This is a genomic window from Paraburkholderia nemoris (assembly GCF_905221015.1).
Lineage (GTDB): Bacteria > Pseudomonadota > Gammaproteobacteria > Burkholderiales > Burkholderiaceae > Paraburkholderia > Paraburkholderia nemoris.
In genome coordinates this window covers 102,609-118,510 of record NZ_CAJNBO010000020.1, presented here as the reverse complement: position 1 = coordinate 118,510, position 15,902 = coordinate 102,609, and the positions used below count along the sequence as shown (strand labels likewise).

Sequence of the window (15,902 nt, the reverse complement as noted above, 5' to 3'; positions counted from 1 at the left end):
AGGCACGTGGTGTGCCTGTCAAACAACAGTGAATATAGGCATCCTGATGAATAAGAAAACTTTCTCAGACTGGCAGGATAAAGCCGTCGGCATGGAAATCGAAGGGCGCGCATTTATCGATGGCACGCTGCGCGACGCGCACAGCGAGAGCACATTCGCCTGTGTCAGTCCGATCGATGGCCGCGTGCTAGTCCAGGTCGCCGACTGCGGCGAGGCGGATGTCGACGCGGCCGTCACGGCGGCCCGTCGGGCATTCGACACGCAGGTATGGGCGGGCATGAATCCGCGCGATCGCAAGGCCGTGCTGCTGCGCTGGGCTGCATTGATGCGTGAGCACCTCGAGGAATTGGCTTTGCTCGAAACACTCGACGCGGGCAAGCCGATCGGCGACACCTCAGCCATCGACATACCGGCTGCAGCGCACTGCGTCGAATGGTATGCCGAGGCGATCGACAAGATGGGCGGCGAGGTCGCGCCGGCCGACCATCATCTGCTTGGTCTCGTCACACGCGAACCTGTGGGTGTCGTCGCGGCGGTGGTGCCGTGGAACTTCCCGCTGCTGATGGCGGCGTGGAAGTTCGCCCCGGCGCTTGCTACCGGTAACAGTGTGGTTCTCAAACCATCCGAGAAATCGCCTCTCACGGCGATTCGCGTCGCCCGCCTGGCGCACGAGGCAGGCCTGCCACCCGGTGTATTCAACGTCGTGCCGGGTGGCGCCGAGCCGGGCAGGTTGCTCGCGCTGCATCATGGCGTGGACTGCATCGCGTTCACCGGCTCGACGAGAACCGGAAGGCAGATCATGGAATGCGCGGCGCAATCCAATCTGAAGCGCGTGTGGCTCGAACTCGGCGGTAAATCAGCGAACATCGTGCTGCCTGATTACCCCGATCTCGATCGCGCAGTGAAGGCGGCCGCCGACGCGATTTTCTTCAACATGGGCGAGGTGTGCACGGCGGGTTCACGGCTCCTCGTGCACCGGGATATCAAGGACGCGTTCGTCGCGAAGGTGGCCGCTGCTGCGCGTGCCTATGAGCCGGGGCATCCGCTCGATCCGTCGGTGACGATGGGGCCTATCGTCGATCGTACCCAGTTCGAGCGCGTGGCGGCTTATATCGACGCAGGTCACCGGGAGGGCCGGCTTGTGACGGGCGGCGCGCAAGTCAGGGCGGAAACCGGCGGCTTCTATGTCGAACCGACCGTGTTCGAGGTCAAGCCGGATGCGAAGATTGCCCGCGAAGAAATCTTCGGGCCGGTTCTGTCCGTGATCGAGTTCGATCACGTCGACGAGGCGGTGCACATCGCGAACGACACCGAATACGGCCTCGCGGCTGCCGTATGGTCCGGCGATCTGGCGACTGCGCACGAGGTGGCGAGGCGTCTGCGCGCCGGATCAGTCTGGATCAACGGCTACAACGAAGGAGCCGACGACATGAATTTTCCGTTCGGCGGTTACAGGCAGTCGGGTAACGGGCGTGACAAGTCTCTGCACGCACTCGAGAAATATACGGAGTTGAAGTCGACGATCGTGCGGTTGCGCTAGGTAATGTTCAGACTTGCGCCGAGCGTGTTTCGATGCGATCTAATCACCCGGTGAGCCTCCGCGCCGACTGACAACCAGCAAACTACGGGGCGGATGCCGGCGTGGCACTTCCAGCCTTTTGAGGCGCGACTTTCTGGGGAGTGGCTTTGTGGTGAGATTTCTGGCCTGCGCTATGAGCCTTTTGTTCGGCTTTCCGTTGCGTGTCCTGCATCTGCTTCGTCCCGGGGGCGCCTGTCTGTGCCACGACTTCCGGGGCGAATGCGGCTGAAACAGCAAGACTTGCAGCGACTGCCAGCGAAACCGCGTAACGACTTTTCATGATTCTCTCCCAAGTCAGACGCCAGGGGGCGTGACCAGGATATCAATCTACTCCATTGACGGCGTGGCCGCGACCTGATGCGTGTACGTCGGCGTTCAGATTTTTGCGGGCAATGGCAACGCGATATGCGCTGCGGCTCGCATCTCAGCCAGCAATGCTTTGCCTGACCATGAAGGGCGCACGTCGGCTCGCTCGGCTTCCCGCACGAGTTCGCATAGCCGTGTGTTGACCGGCGCAATTTGCCCAAGGCGTTGGGCGAGGCGAACAACCTCGCCGTTGATCCAGTCGATTTCCGTGGCGCGTCCGGCCGCCAGATCGTCGGACATCGACGAGCGCGCGAGCGGATCGATCGTCAGCATCGCGCGGCCCAGCCGTTCGAACAATGCATCGGGTACGCTGAGAACACGCGGTATCCAGGTGGTTGGAAGCGGCGTCACTCTGGCTGGCCGTATGCCGGCCTGCTTCAGAAGCGCGAGCGCTTCTTTTTGCGCCATCGCGAGGCACAGCCGGTAGGCGCGTTGCGAGAGCTCCTCCTTCAAAGGCCGGTTCGCCAGGGCATTGATGGCATTGTTGAGGTTGAGCAGCAGCTTCGCCCACTGCACCGGCAACATGTCGGCGTGCTGGATCAGCGGCAGGCCCGCTTTCCTGAATTCGTCGACGAACGGCTGCATGGCCGGCGCATGCCTGATCTCCAGTTCTCCCGCTGAACCTTGATGAAACGCGCCAGGGCCGCGTTCGACGACATTGAATGGCACCATCCCTTCCAGCACCGTGTGCTGTGGCAGCGCGGCGCGCAGCACGTCCGCATTGCCAATGCCGTTCTGGAAGCTCACGACGATCGTGCCGGGCCGTAGCACGTTCGCCAGTTCGGCCGCGGCCGTGGGCGTCGCGGCAGATTTGACGGTAACGAGCACGAGATCGGCTGCGGCGGCGCTGGCCGCGTCCGTCGATACGTCGATCCGTTCCGACGGAGCGTGCCAGCGGCTGTCGTCGTGCCGCGACAGCGTGATGCCTTGATTGCGCAACTGGTCGGCCACGCGTGCACGTCCGATGAAACTGACGTCGCTCCCTCCGGCAAGAAGCCGTCCGCCGACATAGCAACCAATTGAGCCGGCACCGTAGATAAAGATCTTTGCCATACAGGTTCTCACGTGACCTACCAGATTACATCCGCGTTGCGTTGAATCGGCAAACGCGGCCTATGACGCTTAATACATGCTTACGCTGTTTGCCCGGCGTATGCCATCGTGCGCCGGGTATCCTCCGAGCGGACCGCGTTAGTCAGCATATCCGGGGTTGCGGCGGTCGAGCCGACGCAGCAGCCCAGGCCACACCAGCGCCCCGGGCGTGAGGCCTCGCGTCGCCATCCGGATCTGCTCCTTGATGCCGGCGAGAATTTGCTGCGGGATGGGCGTGAGCTTGCCGCCACCTGACTGGGCGCGCACCTGAATCATGCAGGCTGCTTCAAAGAAGTACATGGCGACGAAGGCGTCCGCCGGCGCCGCGCCAACCGTCAGCAGGCCGTGGTTGCGCAGCATCAGGTAGGTGTTGCTTCCGAGGTCTTGAACGAGACGGGGCTTCTCGGCTTCATTGAGCGCGATGCCCTCGTAGTCGTGATAGCCGAGCGACGCCAGCACACCAAGTGATTGCTGCGAGAGCGGCAGCAATCCCGCCTCCTGCGCCGACACGGCAACGCCGTTGACCGAGTGAGTGTGCATCACGCAATGGGCATCCTCGCGTGCCGCATGCACGGCGCTGTGGATCGTGAAGCCGGCCGGGTTGACGTCGTACGGCGATTCGACGACCTTGCGGCCGTCGAGGTCGATCTTGACCAGCGAAGACGCGGTGATCTCGTCGAACATCATCCCGTACGGGTTGATCAGAAAATGGTGTTCGGGGCCTGGCACGCGCGCCGAGATGTGGGTAAACACCAGATCGTCCCAACCAAACAGCGCCGTGAGACGGTACGCGGCCGCGAGATTGACTCGCGCTTCCCATTCGGCAGGTGAAACGTCGTTCTTCAGACTGATAGCAGATGAGGCCACGTCGACACTCCTTTATTCGATGGTTCAATCAATGGAACAACCTGGAATAGCGCCCTGCGAGTTCGCTCATTTTGCGCCTGCGACGCAGCAGGTGCTGCAGAGGCCAAAGTCATTGCGTCGTCAGATGCGAATCCACATGATGTTCGCGAACCCGCCTAAAATCTGTCGGATACCCGACAGGTCGACGCGCCCATGGAATCCAGCCTGCACCGCTACCGGTCACAACTCGAAACGACCCCATGGTTCCGGGGTCTGCCTGTCGAGTTGCGGGACTATCTGATCAGCCATGCCAGCCTGCTCACGCTGGAAAAGGGCCAATCCCTGTATCGGCGTGGCGAACAGTCTTATGGCCTGTACGCCGTGCTGGGCGGCGCACTCGCTATCGGCACAGTTGGGCTGGATGGGAAAGAGGCGTTGCTTGCGGTGCTCGGACCGACTGCATGGGTGGGGGAGATCTCGATGTTCGATGGGCTGCCGCGGCCGAACGACGCCACGGCCGTCAGCAGGACGTTGTTGCTGCACGTGCCCGGACCCGCGCTGCAGGATCTGCTCGATTCTACGCCGCGTTATTGGCGCGATTTTGCGTTGTTGATGGCGCAAAGACTTCGGGTTTCGTTCGAGAACGCCGAAGCGATGACCCTGTTGCCCGCGGCGCAGCGCGTGGCGAACCGCTTGCTGATGATCGCCAGCGGTTATGGCGGTCTCAACGCCTCGCAGAACAGGATAAGGGTCTCGCAAGACAGCCTGGCTTCAATGGTGTCGCTGTCGCGGCAGACCACGAATCAACTGCTCAGGAACCTCGAAAGTCAACGCATAGTGAGCTTGAAATCCGGGGAAATCACGATTCTCGATTTCGACCGTTTGCGGGCAGCCAGTCTCGGCGATCTCAATCCGTAACTGTCACGCCAGTTCGTCGCGGCGTGGGTGAATCCGTCAAGATCATGAAAATAGATAGGAATAGAAAGTAAATAGCTATCTGGTTCCGTTGCGAAAGCCTGCATCGGCCTCTTTGCCCTGCGCCAGCAGCCATTCGAACATCTGCTCGACGACGGGTGAGCGCGACACTCCGGCCACTCGCGATATCCACCATGTCATGCCCGGCAAACGCGGGTAATCGGCCAGGATGGTCAACGCGCCCTGATCGATACTGCCTTGCGCTACCAGCCGGGACAGGCAGGCAATGCCACGCCCACGCAATACGGCATCCAGCACCAGACGCTGATCGTCGTAGATCGCGTTCATGCGATAGGCCGAGAGCTGCCCACGGAAAATCGGCGCGGTGCTCTCGCTGGTCAGATTCTCTTCCAGGCAGATGAGGCCCGTATGCAAATGATGTTTGGCGCGCGGCACGCGGTCTAATTTCGCCGCCAGCTCCGTTGCGCAAACGGTCACCCATTCGTCCTGCAGAAACGGCATTTCCAACAGGCCGGCCTGTTGCATCGGCCGCGCGCCGATCGTCATATCGACGTCGATCTCATCGACATAACGCGCGCTCTCGTCGGTGGAGAGCAGTGGGCATAGATCAGGAAGCACCTGTTGCAATTGATCGAGACGCGGTTGCAGCCAGCCGTGCAGCAGCGGCGCGGGACACACCAGCACGGCGAGCCCGGGGTCCAGATAGGTGGCGATCCGGCCGAGCCCGCTGCGCAGCGTTTCCATCGAGCGCTGCACGCTTCGCTGCAGCACCTCGCCCGCGACCGTCAATTCGACGCCACGGCCGATTCTGCGAAACAGCGGTTGCCCCAGTTGCTCCTCGAGTTGCTGGATCTGGTGGCTGATCGCCGATTGCGAGAGGTGGAGTTCGTCGGCCGCGCGGGAGAAATTGCCCAGTCTGGCGGCTGCTTCGAAGCCCATCAGCAACTTCAGGGAAGGGACACGTTGCATGGAGATATGAGAAAAGTTGATTGATCAAGCCAATAAACATCATTTTTCATCAAGTTTAACCCGTATCACAATGGCTCACCACCTAACGACGGAGATAGAGGAATGAGTCGCTTTGACGCTCGCCAATACGGCTACCGGATGCCCGCTGAATGGGAAACGATGGACACCACCTGGTTGGGATGGCCGATTCTGGAAGGCCGCGAAGATCTATGGGGGAGTCACTATCTGCGGGTCTGCCGGGAGTTTGCACTGGTCGCGCAGACGATCGCCCGCTATCAGCGTTGCGTGGTGACCGCTCATCACAGCCAGGCGGACGCCGCGCGCGAGTTGCTCGGCAACGGGGTCGAAGTGCTCGGCGTTGCCGCGGAAGACAACTGGCTGCGCGACTGCGGGCCGATTTTTCTGCTGGGCGAGCGTGGCCAATTGGGCGCTGCTGCGTTCCGCTTCAATTGCTGGGGCGAGAAATACCAGCCTTACGACGGTTGCCAGCAGGTGGGGCAAGACATCGCCCGCGCGGCCGGGGCCCAGATCTTCAACTCCCACATGGTGCTGGAAGGCGGCGCTTTCTACGTGGACGGGCAGGGCACGCTGGTCACCACGGAAAGCTGCCTGCTGCATCCGAACCGCAATCCGCACATGAACCGCGCTGAAATCGAAGCCGAACTCAGGCGCATGCTTGGGGTGGAGAAGATCATCTGGTTGCCTGGTAATCCGGATGAAGTGGAAACCAATGGGCATGTGGACGGCATTGCATCATTCATCGCGCCGGGCAGGATGCTGTGCCAGACCGCGAGTCCAGTGCAGGGCGAGTACTTTCATGTGATGCGTGAGAATCGGCGCGCACTGGAATTAGCCACCGACGCTGCCGGCCGGCGCTTCGAACTTCTCGACCTGCCGTCGCCGATTATCAGCGAACGCTTTGGCTCCGAGCGCTACTGCGATTGCTACGCGAACTACATTCTGGTCAACGGTGCGGTGATCTCGACCGCGTTTGGCGTAGAGCAGGACCAGGCCGCACGCGAGGTCTTCGCTCAGGCGTTCCCGGAGCGGCGCGTGGAGTTGCTGCCGATTCCCACTTTGTCGATTGGCGGCGGCAGCATTCATTGCTCGACGCAGCAGCAGCCCGCTGTTGCCACTCGCGTCACCGCTAACTGATCCAGAACGAATCCGCTTGAAGGAACCTTCACATGTCGTCGCGAAACATCACCGTAGCGTCGGTGCAAATGGCATCCGGCCTCGCAGAAAGCGCGGGAGTTGGACCGCAAGCGTGACATCGTCTACGACATCCCGAGCGTGGGCAGTCTGATGTGGTTCGACGGCATGGTAATTCCAAAAACCGCGAAGCACCCGGACAACGCGCATGCGTTTATCAACTACATCCTGCGGCCGGATGTCGTGGCGAAAATCTCCATGCCACGCGATACGCTAATGCCAATCTGGGCGCACTGAAGCTGATGGACCCCGCGCTGGTCAATAATCCGAACATCTATCCGAATGAGCAAAAGAAACGGACTCTGTTTACGCCGGTGGCCGAGGCGCCCGCTACCGCCCGTCTGGAGGGGCGAATCTGGCTCGGACTCAAGGCGAGCAAACCCTGAATGGCTCGCTATGCATCAGGCTTTACCGATATGGTCGAGGTGTTTTCCATGACGACAAGACGTCATTTTCTGAAACGGGGACTGCTGGCCTCCGGCGGCGCGCTGTTTTCGGGCGCGTGGGGCGGCGGCTTCAGCACGACGGCGCTCGCGCAGAGCGACAACTGGCAGATGCCGGACGAAGGCGGCGCCCACGCCGCGACCTGGATGGCATTCGGCCCCAGCGAGGAAATCTGGGGCGGCAAACTGCTGCCCGTGGTCAGGGAGAATCTGGCTGGGATTGCGAAGGCCATTGCGGCGCACGAGCCGGTGAAAATGCTGGTGCGCGAAGAGGACCACGACATCGCCGCTCGCCTGTGCGGTGCCGGGGTCGAGCTCGTGCCTCAACCCGTTGACGACTTGTGGATGCGCGATACCGGACCCGTGTTTGTCAAAGGATCCTCGGGCCGGCTCGGCGCCGTGGGCTTTAACTTCAACGGCTGGGGTAACAAGCAGGAACACGAACAGGACGCGGAAGTCGCGGCCTTCATCGCGCATCGAGCCGGGGCGGCATTGCTTGAAACGCGTCTGGTGCTGGAAGGCGGCGGCATTGAAGTGGACGGCGAAGGCACGGCCATCATCACGCAGAGCTGTGTGCTGAACGCCAATCGCAATCCGGGTCTCAGCAAGGCGCAGTGCGAAGCGGAATTATCGCGCCTGCTCGGGCTGCGGAAAATCATCTGGCTGCCGGGCATTGCAGGCAAGGATATTACCGACGGCCATACCGACTTCTATGCACGCTTTACGAGCCCGGGTGTCGTGGTTGCCGGACTCGATCCGGATCCGGCGTCCTACGATCACGCGGTGACGAAGCGTCATCTGGAGATCCTGCGCAAGTCTACCGACGCGAAGGGCCGTCCATTGAAGGTGGTGGTGTTGCAAGGCCCGACGACCGTGCGCCGGAAGTATGAAAACGACCAGTTCGCGGCTGGATACATCAACTTCTATGTATGCAACCACGCGGTGATCGCCCCCGAGTTCGGCGACAGCAAAGCAGACCGCTATACGCGCGATGTTCTCGTGGATCTGTTTCCCGGCCGGGACGTGATTCAACTGAATATCGACGGCGTTGCCGCAGGCGGCGGTGGGATTCACTGCACGACCCAGCAGCAACCTGACTGATCTGATATGCAATCCGTTGATGGCGGTGCTATCTCACGCGGCGAGTGCGGCGGTCTCTTTCTTCGCCGAGGCGATGGCCCCACTGCGTGCGTCCTCACCCATCGCCACGCCTTCTGCGCGAATGAAGGTGATATCCGTGATGCCCAGAAAGCCGAACGCCGCTTTCAGATAGGTTTCCTGATGATCGAAGAACGCGGCGGGCGAGCCTGCGCTGTAAACGCCGCCGCGCGACGAGGCGATGACCAGCTTCTTGCCGCCGCACAGTCCGACCGGGCCGTGCTCGCCGTAGCTGAACGTCTTGCCAGCAACCGAGATGCGGTCGATCCAGGCCTTCAGTTGAGAGGGCACGCCCAGGTTGTACATCGGCGAGCCGATGATGGAGATGAAGAGATTGTCCTTGGCCGCCGCGCTTTTTTGTGTCACGCCTGCGGTGGTATATGCGCAAAGTTCAGTGACACTGTACGGTCTGCTGGATGAAGGCTTGACCTACGCAAGCAATCAGAACGGACATTCAGCGTGGTTGGTTCAGAGCGGAGGTGGATCACTGTCCAGATGGGGGCTGCGTGGGGCTGAAGATCTGGGTGGCGGTTACAAAGCGGTCTTCACATTGGAAAACGGCTTCGACGTGTCTAGCGGAAACCTGTCGAACAATGGGCGTCTGTTCGGCCGCCAGGCGTACGTTGGAATCTCAAGCCCGTATGGGACGTTCACGCTTGGGCGTCAATACGAGGAAGTCGCCGAAATGCTTTCCCCCGTCGCTGCCGGTTTGAACTGGGCGGTCTACTTCGCCCACGCCGGTGACGTCGACAACGTTGGCGGAAGCATACGCATTAACAACTCGGTCAAATATGCCAGCCCGAAAATTGCAGGCTTCACATTGGGTGCGCTCTATAGTTTTGGTGGGCAGCCCGGACAATTCTCCACGAATAGCGTGACGTCGGTGGGACTGAGTTACAACGGAATCAGCTTCCCGCTGTATGTTGCGGCTGCCTATACGATCATCAAGAATCCGTTCGCTGCCGCATTCGATAGCATCGCACCGCGAAACATAATTTATGCCCCGTATGTGCAGAGTGCGGAAAGCGAGTCCATCGCAGGGGTAGGTGACCTCCCGCTGGGTGATATCGACCAGTAAGGAGTCGATGCAAGATAAGTGAATAAGTGAATCCTCCCGCGGTTTGGCCCCTGTTTGGCTGTCTCGCACTGGCAGGAGTAGACTCGCCGGGGTTGCTCCGTGATACCACGCCGATCGTCGCCTTGCGCCGACTAGTGCGCGTGAACAGGAGGAATCGAAAACACAGTTCGAGTGGCGTCGGGGAATTTGAAAATGCGTCTGTCAAAGGTTGATCTGAATCTCTTCGTTGTCTTCGAAGCCGTCTACAGAACACGCAACCTGACGCGCGCAGCGGAACTGCTGTTCATCACTCAGCCTGCTGTCAGCAATGCGTTGGCGCGGATGCGCAAAACATTCGACGACCAGCTCTTTGTGAGTACGTCGGCCGGCATGATGCCGACGCCCGTTTCGGAAAACATCATCGGCCAGGTTCGTGAGGCGCTGCAACTGCTCGACTCGAGTACTCATGTCGGTGGACGCTTCGACCCCGCCTCGTCCGAGCGTACGTTCCGGCTCAGCATGACCGACCTCACGGAAGCGCTCCTTCTGCCCGCGTTAGAGGAGGTGCTGCAGCGCCTCGCGCCCGGCATCCGTATCGAGAGCTACTTCACGACGCGTAAAGAGGTTCCGGAAGCGCTGGCCAGCGGTGCGGTCAATCTCGCGATCGACGCGCCGCTGATTGACGATCCCTCCCTCGAGCAGGAGCCGCTCGGCCGCGACCGGTATGCCTGCATGCTGCGTCGCGACCATCCGTTTACAAAGAAGAAGCTGACGATCGACGATTACCTCAGCTTCGGTCATATCCACGTATCCAGCCGCCCTCAGGGATCGGGTCTCGTCGATGCGGAATTGACCAAGCTAGGCGTCAGGCGATCGATTCAGACGCGGGTCCAACACTACCTGGTTGCCCCGCTGATTGCGATGCGAACCGATCTCGTCCTGACGGCCCCCCTCGTGCTCCTCAAGCGCTATGACGCGCGAATCCTGGAGGTGCCGTTCGATCTTCCGGATCTTCAGTCGCATGGCTACTGGCATCGGAGCGTGACTGGGGATCCGGCTCATCGTTGGCTGCGGGAACAGGTTGGCCGTCTCATGCTGGAGATGAACCAGTAGCTCGCGCCTACGGGACACACATGCCTCGGTGTCACCAAAAATTATAGCCGACTATCACAACAATCAATTTCCTGAATGATTCGGCGCTGGGTATTCTGCTAGCCATGTTGAAGCGAGGCTGGCATGGCAGAACTCTATCTTGTACGGCATGGTCAGGCGTCTTTCGGCGCTGACAACTATGACGAGCTATCACCCTCCGGTCGTACCCAATCAGGTTGGCTCGGCGAGTACTTCGCGCAGGCGAACTTGCGGTTCGATCGCGTTGTCATCGGCACGATGCAGCGCCATCGGCAAACCGCCGACGCCATTCTCGCGGCCATGGGCGGGCCGCCAATCGAGCTCGCGCAAGACGCGGGTCTGAACGAATACGATTTCGAAGCGTTGTTCGCGGCCGTCGGTGATGAGGGCTTGCCGTCAGCTCTGTCCGCCACCAGTTCAAAGAAGGACTTCTTCAAAGGGCTCCGGCACGTGCTGCAACTCTGGGCCGATGACCGCTTGCCGGGCGCTGTTCCAGAGACATGGCAGCAATTCCAGACGCGTGTCCAGCGTGCGCGTAGCGCTATCCAGCGGGCCGGCGGCAGGCGCGTTCTGGTGGTGAGTTCGGGTGGCCCGATCGCGGTCACTGCCCAGCAGGTTCTGCAGGCGCCCGCTGCGAGCGCGATTGCACTGAACCTGCAGATTCGAAACAGCAGCGTTTGCCAGTATGTCTTTAACGACGACGCGATGTCGCTCGTCAGCTTCAATTCAGTGCCTCATCTCGAACATGCCGAGAGGCGTGAATTTGTCACCTACGGCTGACCTCAATCCGGATTCCTGCTAGATGAACTACCCCAGTCTCCAATTCGACATCGAAGATCTCACGCGTTATCTAACGGCGCACGTACCCGGCTTCCAGGGGCCGATGTCCGTCGAGAAATTTCCCGGCGGCCAATCCAATCCGACGTTTCTTTTGAAGGCACAAAGCGGAAGCTACGTGCTGAGGCGTCAACCTCCCGGCGACCTGCTCAAGGCGGCGCATGCGGTTGATCGTGAGTTTCGCGTGATATCGGCGCTTGGCCGGACACCGGTTCCTGTCGCCCGTGCTTATCACCTCTGCGAGGACCGCGATGTTATCGGTAGCCTGTTTTACGTCATGAGCTACGAAGACGGGCAAATTTTCTGGAATCCGGCGCTGCCCGAATTACCTGTCGAGGAACGTGGCGCCAGCTACGACGCACTGCTTGGCACCATGGCCGCTCTCCACGACGTGGATATCGACGAAGCCGGATTGTCCGACTACGGCCGCCCGGGCAACTATTTCGAGCGTCAGATCGACGTCTGGACCAGGCAATATCGCGCTGCGCAGACCGATACATTGGAGGCAATGGAGTCGCTGATCGAATGGCTGCCTGTCCACTGTCCGGCAGAAACAGGAAAGCCTTCGCTCGTGCACGGCGATTTCCGTATCGACAACATCATCTTCATGCGCGATGCGCCGCAAGTCCGTGCCGTTCTCGATTGGGAGCTATCCACGCTCGGCAATCCTCTGGCCGACATTGCGTACTTCTGCATGTGTTTGCGGCTTCCGCCCGGCAGCCATATCACCGGACTCGCAGGCTTGGACCGAGGCGCGTTGGGCGTGCCGGACGAGGCGTCGATTGTCGAGCGATATTGCGCGCTCCGGGGAATTTCGTCGATTGAGAACTGGAACTTCTACCTGGCGTTCAGCTTCTTCCGACTCGCCGCTATCGCACAGGGCGTGAAGAAGCGTGCCTTGGGCGGCAACGCATCGAATGAAAAAGCGCGGCAGGTGGGGGAGATGGCCGGAGCGCTTGCGAAGATGGGCATTGACCTGATCTGAAGACAGGCAGGAAACACGGAACGTAGAAATAGGGAGACTGATTGTGGCTACGAATTTGTTTGACCTGAAAGGAAAGATTGCTCTGGTGACGGGCGCGAGCCGGGGCATCGGTGAGGAGATCGCGAAACTGCTCGCCGAGCAGGGCGCCCACGTGATTGTGTCGAGCCGCAAGCTGGAAGATTGTGAATCCGTTGCAAGCGAGATCAAAGAAGCGGGCGGGAGCGCCGAAGCGTACCCGTGCCACGTGGGGCGTCTCGAGGACATCCACGCGATCTTCCAGCATATTCGGGCACGGCATGGCCGTCTGGACATTCTCGTCAACAACGCGGCGACCAATCCGTATTTTGGCCACATTCTCGATACCGATCTGTCGTCCTTCGAAAAGACGGTGGAAGTCAATCTGCGCGGTTACTTCTTCATGTCCGTCGAGGCGGGCAAGTTGATGCGGGAGAACGGCGGCGGCGCGATCGTCAACACGGCTTCGGTCAATGCACTGCAGCCTGGCGACAGACAGGGCATCTATTCGATCACCAAGGCCGCCGTTGTCAACATGACGCGGGCCTTCGCGAAGGAGTGCGGGCCGTTGGGGATTCGCGTGAACGCGCTGCTCCCCGGACTGACCAAAACCCGCTTTGCAGGGGCGCTGTTCGCAGATCAGGCCACGTACGAAAGCTGGGTGTCGCAGATTCCGCTGCGACGTCATGCGGAACCTCGCGAGATGGCGGGTACCGTGCTGTATCTGGTGTCAGACGCTGCGAGCTATACCAACGGAGAGTGTGTCGTCGTCGACGGTGGACTGACGATCTAGTCACGTGGTCGAGGCACGGTATTGATCGCGCGGTTGACTGACGCCTCGACGACACTAATCAGATTATGGAAGAGTAAAAAATGGACTTTGCATACAGCCCGAAAGTCGAAGCGCTGCGCACCCAGGTGCGAGCGTTCATGGACACGCATATCGTTCCGCGCATCCGGCAATGGCACGATGAAGTGAGCGCCGGTCAATATCCGGTTTCCTTTATGGAGACCTTGAAGGATAAGGCGCGTGAAGAGGGTCTCTGGAACCTGTTCCTGCCGCATCTGCGCGATGACGAGCCGGGTACCCGCCTGACCAATCTCGAGTACGCGCCCCTGGCTGAAATCATGGGCCGGGTGTCGTGGGCGTCGGAGGTGTTCAACTGCAATGCGCCGGACACGGGCAATATGGAATTGCTCCATATGTTTGCCACGCCCGCTCAGCGCGAGAAGTGGCTCAAGCCCCTTCTCGACGGCAAGATCCGTTCGGCGTTTGCGATGACTGAGCCGGCGGTGGCCTCTTCGGACGCAACCAATATCACCACGTCGATTCGTCTCGACGGTGACGACTATGTGATCGACGGCCGGAAGTGGTTCATCACGAATGCAGCCCATCCGAATTGCCAGATCTTCATCGTGATGGGCAAAACGGATCCGGACGCACCGAGCCACAGTCAGCAGAGCATGATTCTCGTGCCTCGCGACACACCTGGCGTCAAGGTGATCCGCAATATCCCGGTGGTCAATCACGTGGCGCCGGAAGGCCACTGCGAGATCGAGTTCAAAGGCGTGCGCGTGCCGCGATCGAATCTCCTCGGTGAAGAGGGCAGCGGCTTTGCACTGGCGCAGGCGCGTCTCGGGCCGGGACGGATTCACCACTGCATGCGCTCGATCGGCGCCGCGGAACTGGCGCTCGAGTTGATGGTGGAGCGGGCCCAGGCGCGCACGGCATTCGGCAAGACGCTGTTCGAACACGGGACGGTCGCCGAGTGGATCGCGAAGTCCAGAATCGAAATCGATCAGGCGAGGCTGTTCGTTCTCAAGGCCGCGTGGATGATCGATAACGTGGGTGCGAAGGACGCGCGCAAGGAGATCTCGATGATCAAGGCGCTCGTGCCGACTGTTCACACCGCCGTTTGCGAGCGGGCGATGCAGGTGTTCGGCGCGATGGGCCTGAGCCCTGACACGCCGTTGGCCGATAGCTGGACGTGGGGCCGTGCATTGCGCTTCGCCGATGGCCCGGACGAGGTTCACCTGCAGAGCATTGCACGGATGGAGCTCAAGTCGCAGCCCTATGCGCCGGGCAAGGTTAATCCTTACCTGATGGCGTCGGTGTAAGACATCGCGAGCGTTTCAAAGCATGACTGGCGGGGCGCGCCTTAGGTTTTCAGCGCGTCCTGCCAAGACGGCTAGCTCAAACATTGAAAAGAGCCGCACACCTCATACCGCCTGCGCGCTTATCCCTTCCTCCGCCTTCAGTCAGTCGAGCCGCGCCTCACGGTCTTCGTCTATCAGGCCTCCCCAACCAGCTCGCGATGCAATGCCATGAACTCCAGAGCAAGCTTATGCCGGGGATCGAGGTGAACCATCGGTTTGGCGTGCTGATGCGATTCGCGAATCCTCACGGAAGAAGACAGTCGGGACTCGAGCACCGGCAAGCCCTCGCTCACCAGTTCCTCAACCAGCTGGACGGGCAGGCTCGCGCGAGGCTGAAACTGGTTGATCACAATCCCTTCGACTTCCAGATCGGAATTATGGTCCTGCTGAATTTCCTTAACGTTGTCGAGCAGCGTATAGAGCGCGCGACGGGAAAAGTCGTCACAGTCGAACGGGATCAGGCAGCGTTCGACCGCAATCAGTGCGGAGCGGGTGTAGAAATTCAGGGCTGGCGGCGTGTCGATATAAATCGCGTCGTACGCATCATCCAGTTCATTCAGGGCATCGCGTAGCTTGTAGATTTTGTAGCGGGATTCGAGCTTGCCGTGCAAAGCGTCGAGCTCCGGGTGAGAGGGCATCACGTCGAGGTTCTCGAACGGCGTGGGATGGATGAAGGTCGAGACCGGTGTCGGCTTGAAGCTGAAACTCAGGGCCGTTTCGAAGAAGTCCGCCACGCTCGGCTTGAGCCCGCTCGCCTGCTCGCCGAGAAGGTATTGACTGGAGTTGCCCTGAGGATCGAGATCGATGACCAGGGTGCGCAGACCCTCGCTGGCGCTGATCGCCGCCAGGTTGCATACGATGGTCGATTTACCCACGCCACCCTTCTGATTGAAGACGACACGCCGCATCTGGTTTGCCCCTTTTTGCGAGAACTAGCGAAAACTTGCGAAAGGCACAGCTTACCCTGGCGGAACCCCCTTAGCCCGGCCTCAACGGCCGGCCCCGCGCCGCGGCCCTTGCTCCGCGGCCGCTTCCTGACTGTTCCCCTGTTCGGGGGATGGCTCCCCCTTGGCAAACACCCGATGATGGCTTCACTCGGGATGCCACCGTGCGCGACAA

General features: G+C 60.5%; 16 protein-coding genes and 1 pseudogene. 12 read left to right on the top strand and 5 right to left on the bottom strand.

Annotated elements, in window-relative coordinates; translation table 11 throughout:
• Positions 1–46 precede the first annotated feature (46 nt).
• On the top strand, positions 47–1,540 hold the full coding sequence (locus KHO33_RS28050; RefSeq protein WP_200566237.1) for an aldehyde dehydrogenase family protein: 1,494 nt from the start codon (positions 47–49) through the stop codon (positions 1,538–1,540).
• Positions 1,541–1,954: 414 nt separating this feature from the next.
• Here KHO33_RS28050 and KHO33_RS28045 read toward each other — a convergent pair whose 3' ends face one another.
• Both KHO33_RS28045 and KHO33_RS28040 read right to left on the bottom strand, forming a co-directional pair.
• Positions 1,955–2,998, bottom strand: a complete 1,044-nt coding sequence (locus KHO33_RS28045; RefSeq protein WP_054035242.1) for a 2-dehydropantoate 2-reductase — start codon at positions 2,996–2,998, stop codon at positions 1,955–1,957.
• A gap of 138 nt (positions 2,999–3,136) precedes the next feature.
• Positions 3,137–3,904, bottom strand: a complete 768-nt coding sequence (locus KHO33_RS28040) for a class II aldolase/adducin family protein (protein ID WP_200566235.1) — start codon at positions 3,902–3,904, stop codon at positions 3,137–3,139.
• A gap of 192 nt (positions 3,905–4,096) precedes the next feature.
• Between KHO33_RS28040 and KHO33_RS28035 the strand changes: the two genes are divergently transcribed.
• A complete protein-coding gene (locus KHO33_RS28035; protein WP_200566234.1) occupies positions 4,097–4,801 on the top strand; it encodes a Crp/Fnr family transcriptional regulator in 705 nt (234 codons plus the stop codon).
• A gap of 75 nt (positions 4,802–4,876) precedes the next feature.
• Here KHO33_RS28035 and KHO33_RS28030 read toward each other — a convergent pair whose 3' ends face one another.
• Positions 4,877–5,788: a LysR family transcriptional regulator gene (locus tag KHO33_RS28030; protein WP_200566233.1), complete on the bottom strand. Its 912-nt coding sequence runs from the start codon at positions 5,786–5,788 to the stop codon at positions 4,877–4,879.
• A 102-nt stretch (positions 5,789–5,890) separates the two neighbouring features.
• Here KHO33_RS28030 and KHO33_RS28025 point away from each other — a divergent pair, with 102 nt between their 5' ends.
• From KHO33_RS28025 to KHO33_RS28015, 4 genes are all read left to right on the top strand, one after another.
• On the top strand, positions 5,891–6,943 hold the full coding sequence (locus tag KHO33_RS28025) for an agmatine deiminase family protein (RefSeq protein ID WP_200566231.1): 1,053 nt from the start codon (positions 5,891–5,893) through the stop codon (positions 6,941–6,943).
• A 99-nt stretch (positions 6,944–7,042) separates the two neighbouring features.
• Positions 7,043–7,237, top strand: coding sequence for an extracellular solute-binding protein (locus tag KHO33_RS42210; protein ID WP_234480668.1), 195 nt, complete (start codon positions 7,043–7,045; stop codon positions 7,235–7,237).
• 5 nt (positions 7,238–7,242) lie between these two features.
• The gene (locus KHO33_RS42205) at positions 7,243–7,386 is read left to right on the top strand and encodes a hypothetical protein (protein ID WP_234480667.1); all 144 of its coding nucleotides are present in this window, start codon (positions 7,243–7,245) and stop codon (positions 7,384–7,386) included.
• A 48-nt stretch (positions 7,387–7,434) separates the two neighbouring features.
• Entirely contained in the window at positions 7,435–8,544 is a 1,110-nt protein-coding gene (locus KHO33_RS28015) for an agmatine deiminase family protein (protein ID WP_200566322.1), read from the top strand.
• A gap of 33 nt (positions 8,545–8,577) precedes the next feature.
• On the opposite strand, the pseudogene KHO33_RS28010 reads toward KHO33_RS28015, so the two are convergent.
• Positions 8,578–8,928, bottom strand: a pseudogene (locus tag KHO33_RS28010) (FMN-dependent NADH-azoreductase); the annotation flags it as partial.
• 13 nt (positions 8,929–8,941) lie between these two features.
• On the opposite strand from KHO33_RS28010, the gene KHO33_RS28005 reads away from it, so the two are divergent.
• From KHO33_RS28005 to KHO33_RS27980, 6 genes are all read left to right on the top strand, one after another.
• Positions 8,942–9,679: a porin gene (locus tag KHO33_RS28005; RefSeq protein ID WP_200566230.1), complete on the top strand. Its 738-nt coding sequence runs from the start codon at positions 8,942–8,944 to the stop codon at positions 9,677–9,679.
• Between the two features lie 192 nt (positions 9,680–9,871).
• A complete protein-coding gene (locus KHO33_RS28000) occupies positions 9,872–10,771 on the top strand; it encodes a LysR family transcriptional regulator (protein ID WP_054035287.1) in 900 nt (299 codons plus the stop codon).
• Positions 10,772–10,894: 123 nt separating this feature from the next.
• Entirely contained in the window at positions 10,895–11,569 is a 675-nt protein-coding gene (locus tag KHO33_RS27995; protein ID WP_200566229.1) for a histidine phosphatase family protein, read from the top strand.
• A 22-nt stretch (positions 11,570–11,591) separates the two neighbouring features.
• Positions 11,592–12,611: a phosphotransferase gene (locus tag KHO33_RS27990; RefSeq protein ID WP_200566228.1), complete on the top strand. Its 1,020-nt coding sequence runs from the start codon at positions 11,592–11,594 to the stop codon at positions 12,609–12,611.
• Positions 12,612–12,654: 43 nt separating this feature from the next.
• Complete coding sequence (locus KHO33_RS27985) at positions 12,655–13,419, top strand: SDR family oxidoreductase (RefSeq protein ID WP_200566222.1); 765 nt, start codon at positions 12,655–12,657, stop codon at positions 13,417–13,419.
• A gap of 80 nt (positions 13,420–13,499) precedes the next feature.
• The gene (locus KHO33_RS27980) at positions 13,500–14,744 is read left to right on the top strand and encodes an acyl-CoA dehydrogenase family protein (RefSeq protein WP_054035290.1); all 1,245 of its coding nucleotides are present in this window, start codon (positions 13,500–13,502) and stop codon (positions 14,742–14,744) included.
• A 173-nt stretch (positions 14,745–14,917) separates the two neighbouring features.
• Here the strand turns inward: KHO33_RS27980 and KHO33_RS27975 are convergent, their stop codons facing one another.
• Positions 14,918–15,691: a ParA family protein gene (locus KHO33_RS27975; protein ID WP_054035291.1), complete on the bottom strand. Its 774-nt coding sequence runs from the start codon at positions 15,689–15,691 to the stop codon at positions 14,918–14,920.
• Between the last annotated feature and the right edge of the window lie 211 nt (positions 15,692–15,902).

Excerpts from the sequence above, each read along its gene's own strand:
- KHO33_RS28050 (WP_200566237.1), top strand. The coding sequence starts at position 47 with ATGAATAAGAAAACTTTCTCAGACTGGCAGGATAAAGCCGTCGGCATG.
- KHO33_RS28045 (WP_054035242.1), bottom strand. The coding sequence starts at position 2,998 with ATGGCAAAGATCTTTATCTACGGTGCCGGCTCAATTGGTTGCTATGTC.
- KHO33_RS28035 (WP_200566234.1), top strand. The coding sequence starts at position 4,097 with ATGGAATCCAGCCTGCACCGCTACCGGTCACAACTCGAAACGACCCCA.
- KHO33_RS28030 (WP_200566233.1), bottom strand. The coding sequence starts at position 5,788 with ATGCAACGTGTCCCTTCCCTGAAGTTGCTGATGGGCTTCGAAGCAGCC.
- KHO33_RS28025 (WP_200566231.1), top strand. The coding sequence starts at position 5,891 with ATGAGTCGCTTTGACGCTCGCCAATACGGCTACCGGATGCCCGCTGAA.
- KHO33_RS42205 (WP_234480667.1), top strand. The coding sequence starts at position 7,243 with ATGGACCCCGCGCTGGTCAATAATCCGAACATCTATCCGAATGAGCAA.
- KHO33_RS28015 (WP_200566322.1), top strand. The coding sequence starts at position 7,435 with ATGACGACAAGACGTCATTTTCTGAAACGGGGACTGCTGGCCTCCGGC.
- KHO33_RS28000 (WP_054035287.1), top strand. The coding sequence starts at position 9,872 with ATGCGTCTGTCAAAGGTTGATCTGAATCTCTTCGTTGTCTTCGAAGCC.
- KHO33_RS27995 (WP_200566229.1), top strand. The coding sequence starts at position 10,895 with ATGGCAGAACTCTATCTTGTACGGCATGGTCAGGCGTCTTTCGGCGCT.
- KHO33_RS27990 (WP_200566228.1), top strand. The coding sequence starts at position 11,592 with ATGAACTACCCCAGTCTCCAATTCGACATCGAAGATCTCACGCGTTAT.
- KHO33_RS27980 (WP_054035290.1), top strand. The coding sequence starts at position 13,500 with ATGGACTTTGCATACAGCCCGAAAGTCGAAGCGCTGCGCACCCAGGTG.
- KHO33_RS27975 (WP_054035291.1), bottom strand. The coding sequence starts at position 15,691 with ATGCGGCGTGTCGTCTTCAATCAGAAGGGTGGCGTGGGTAAATCGACC.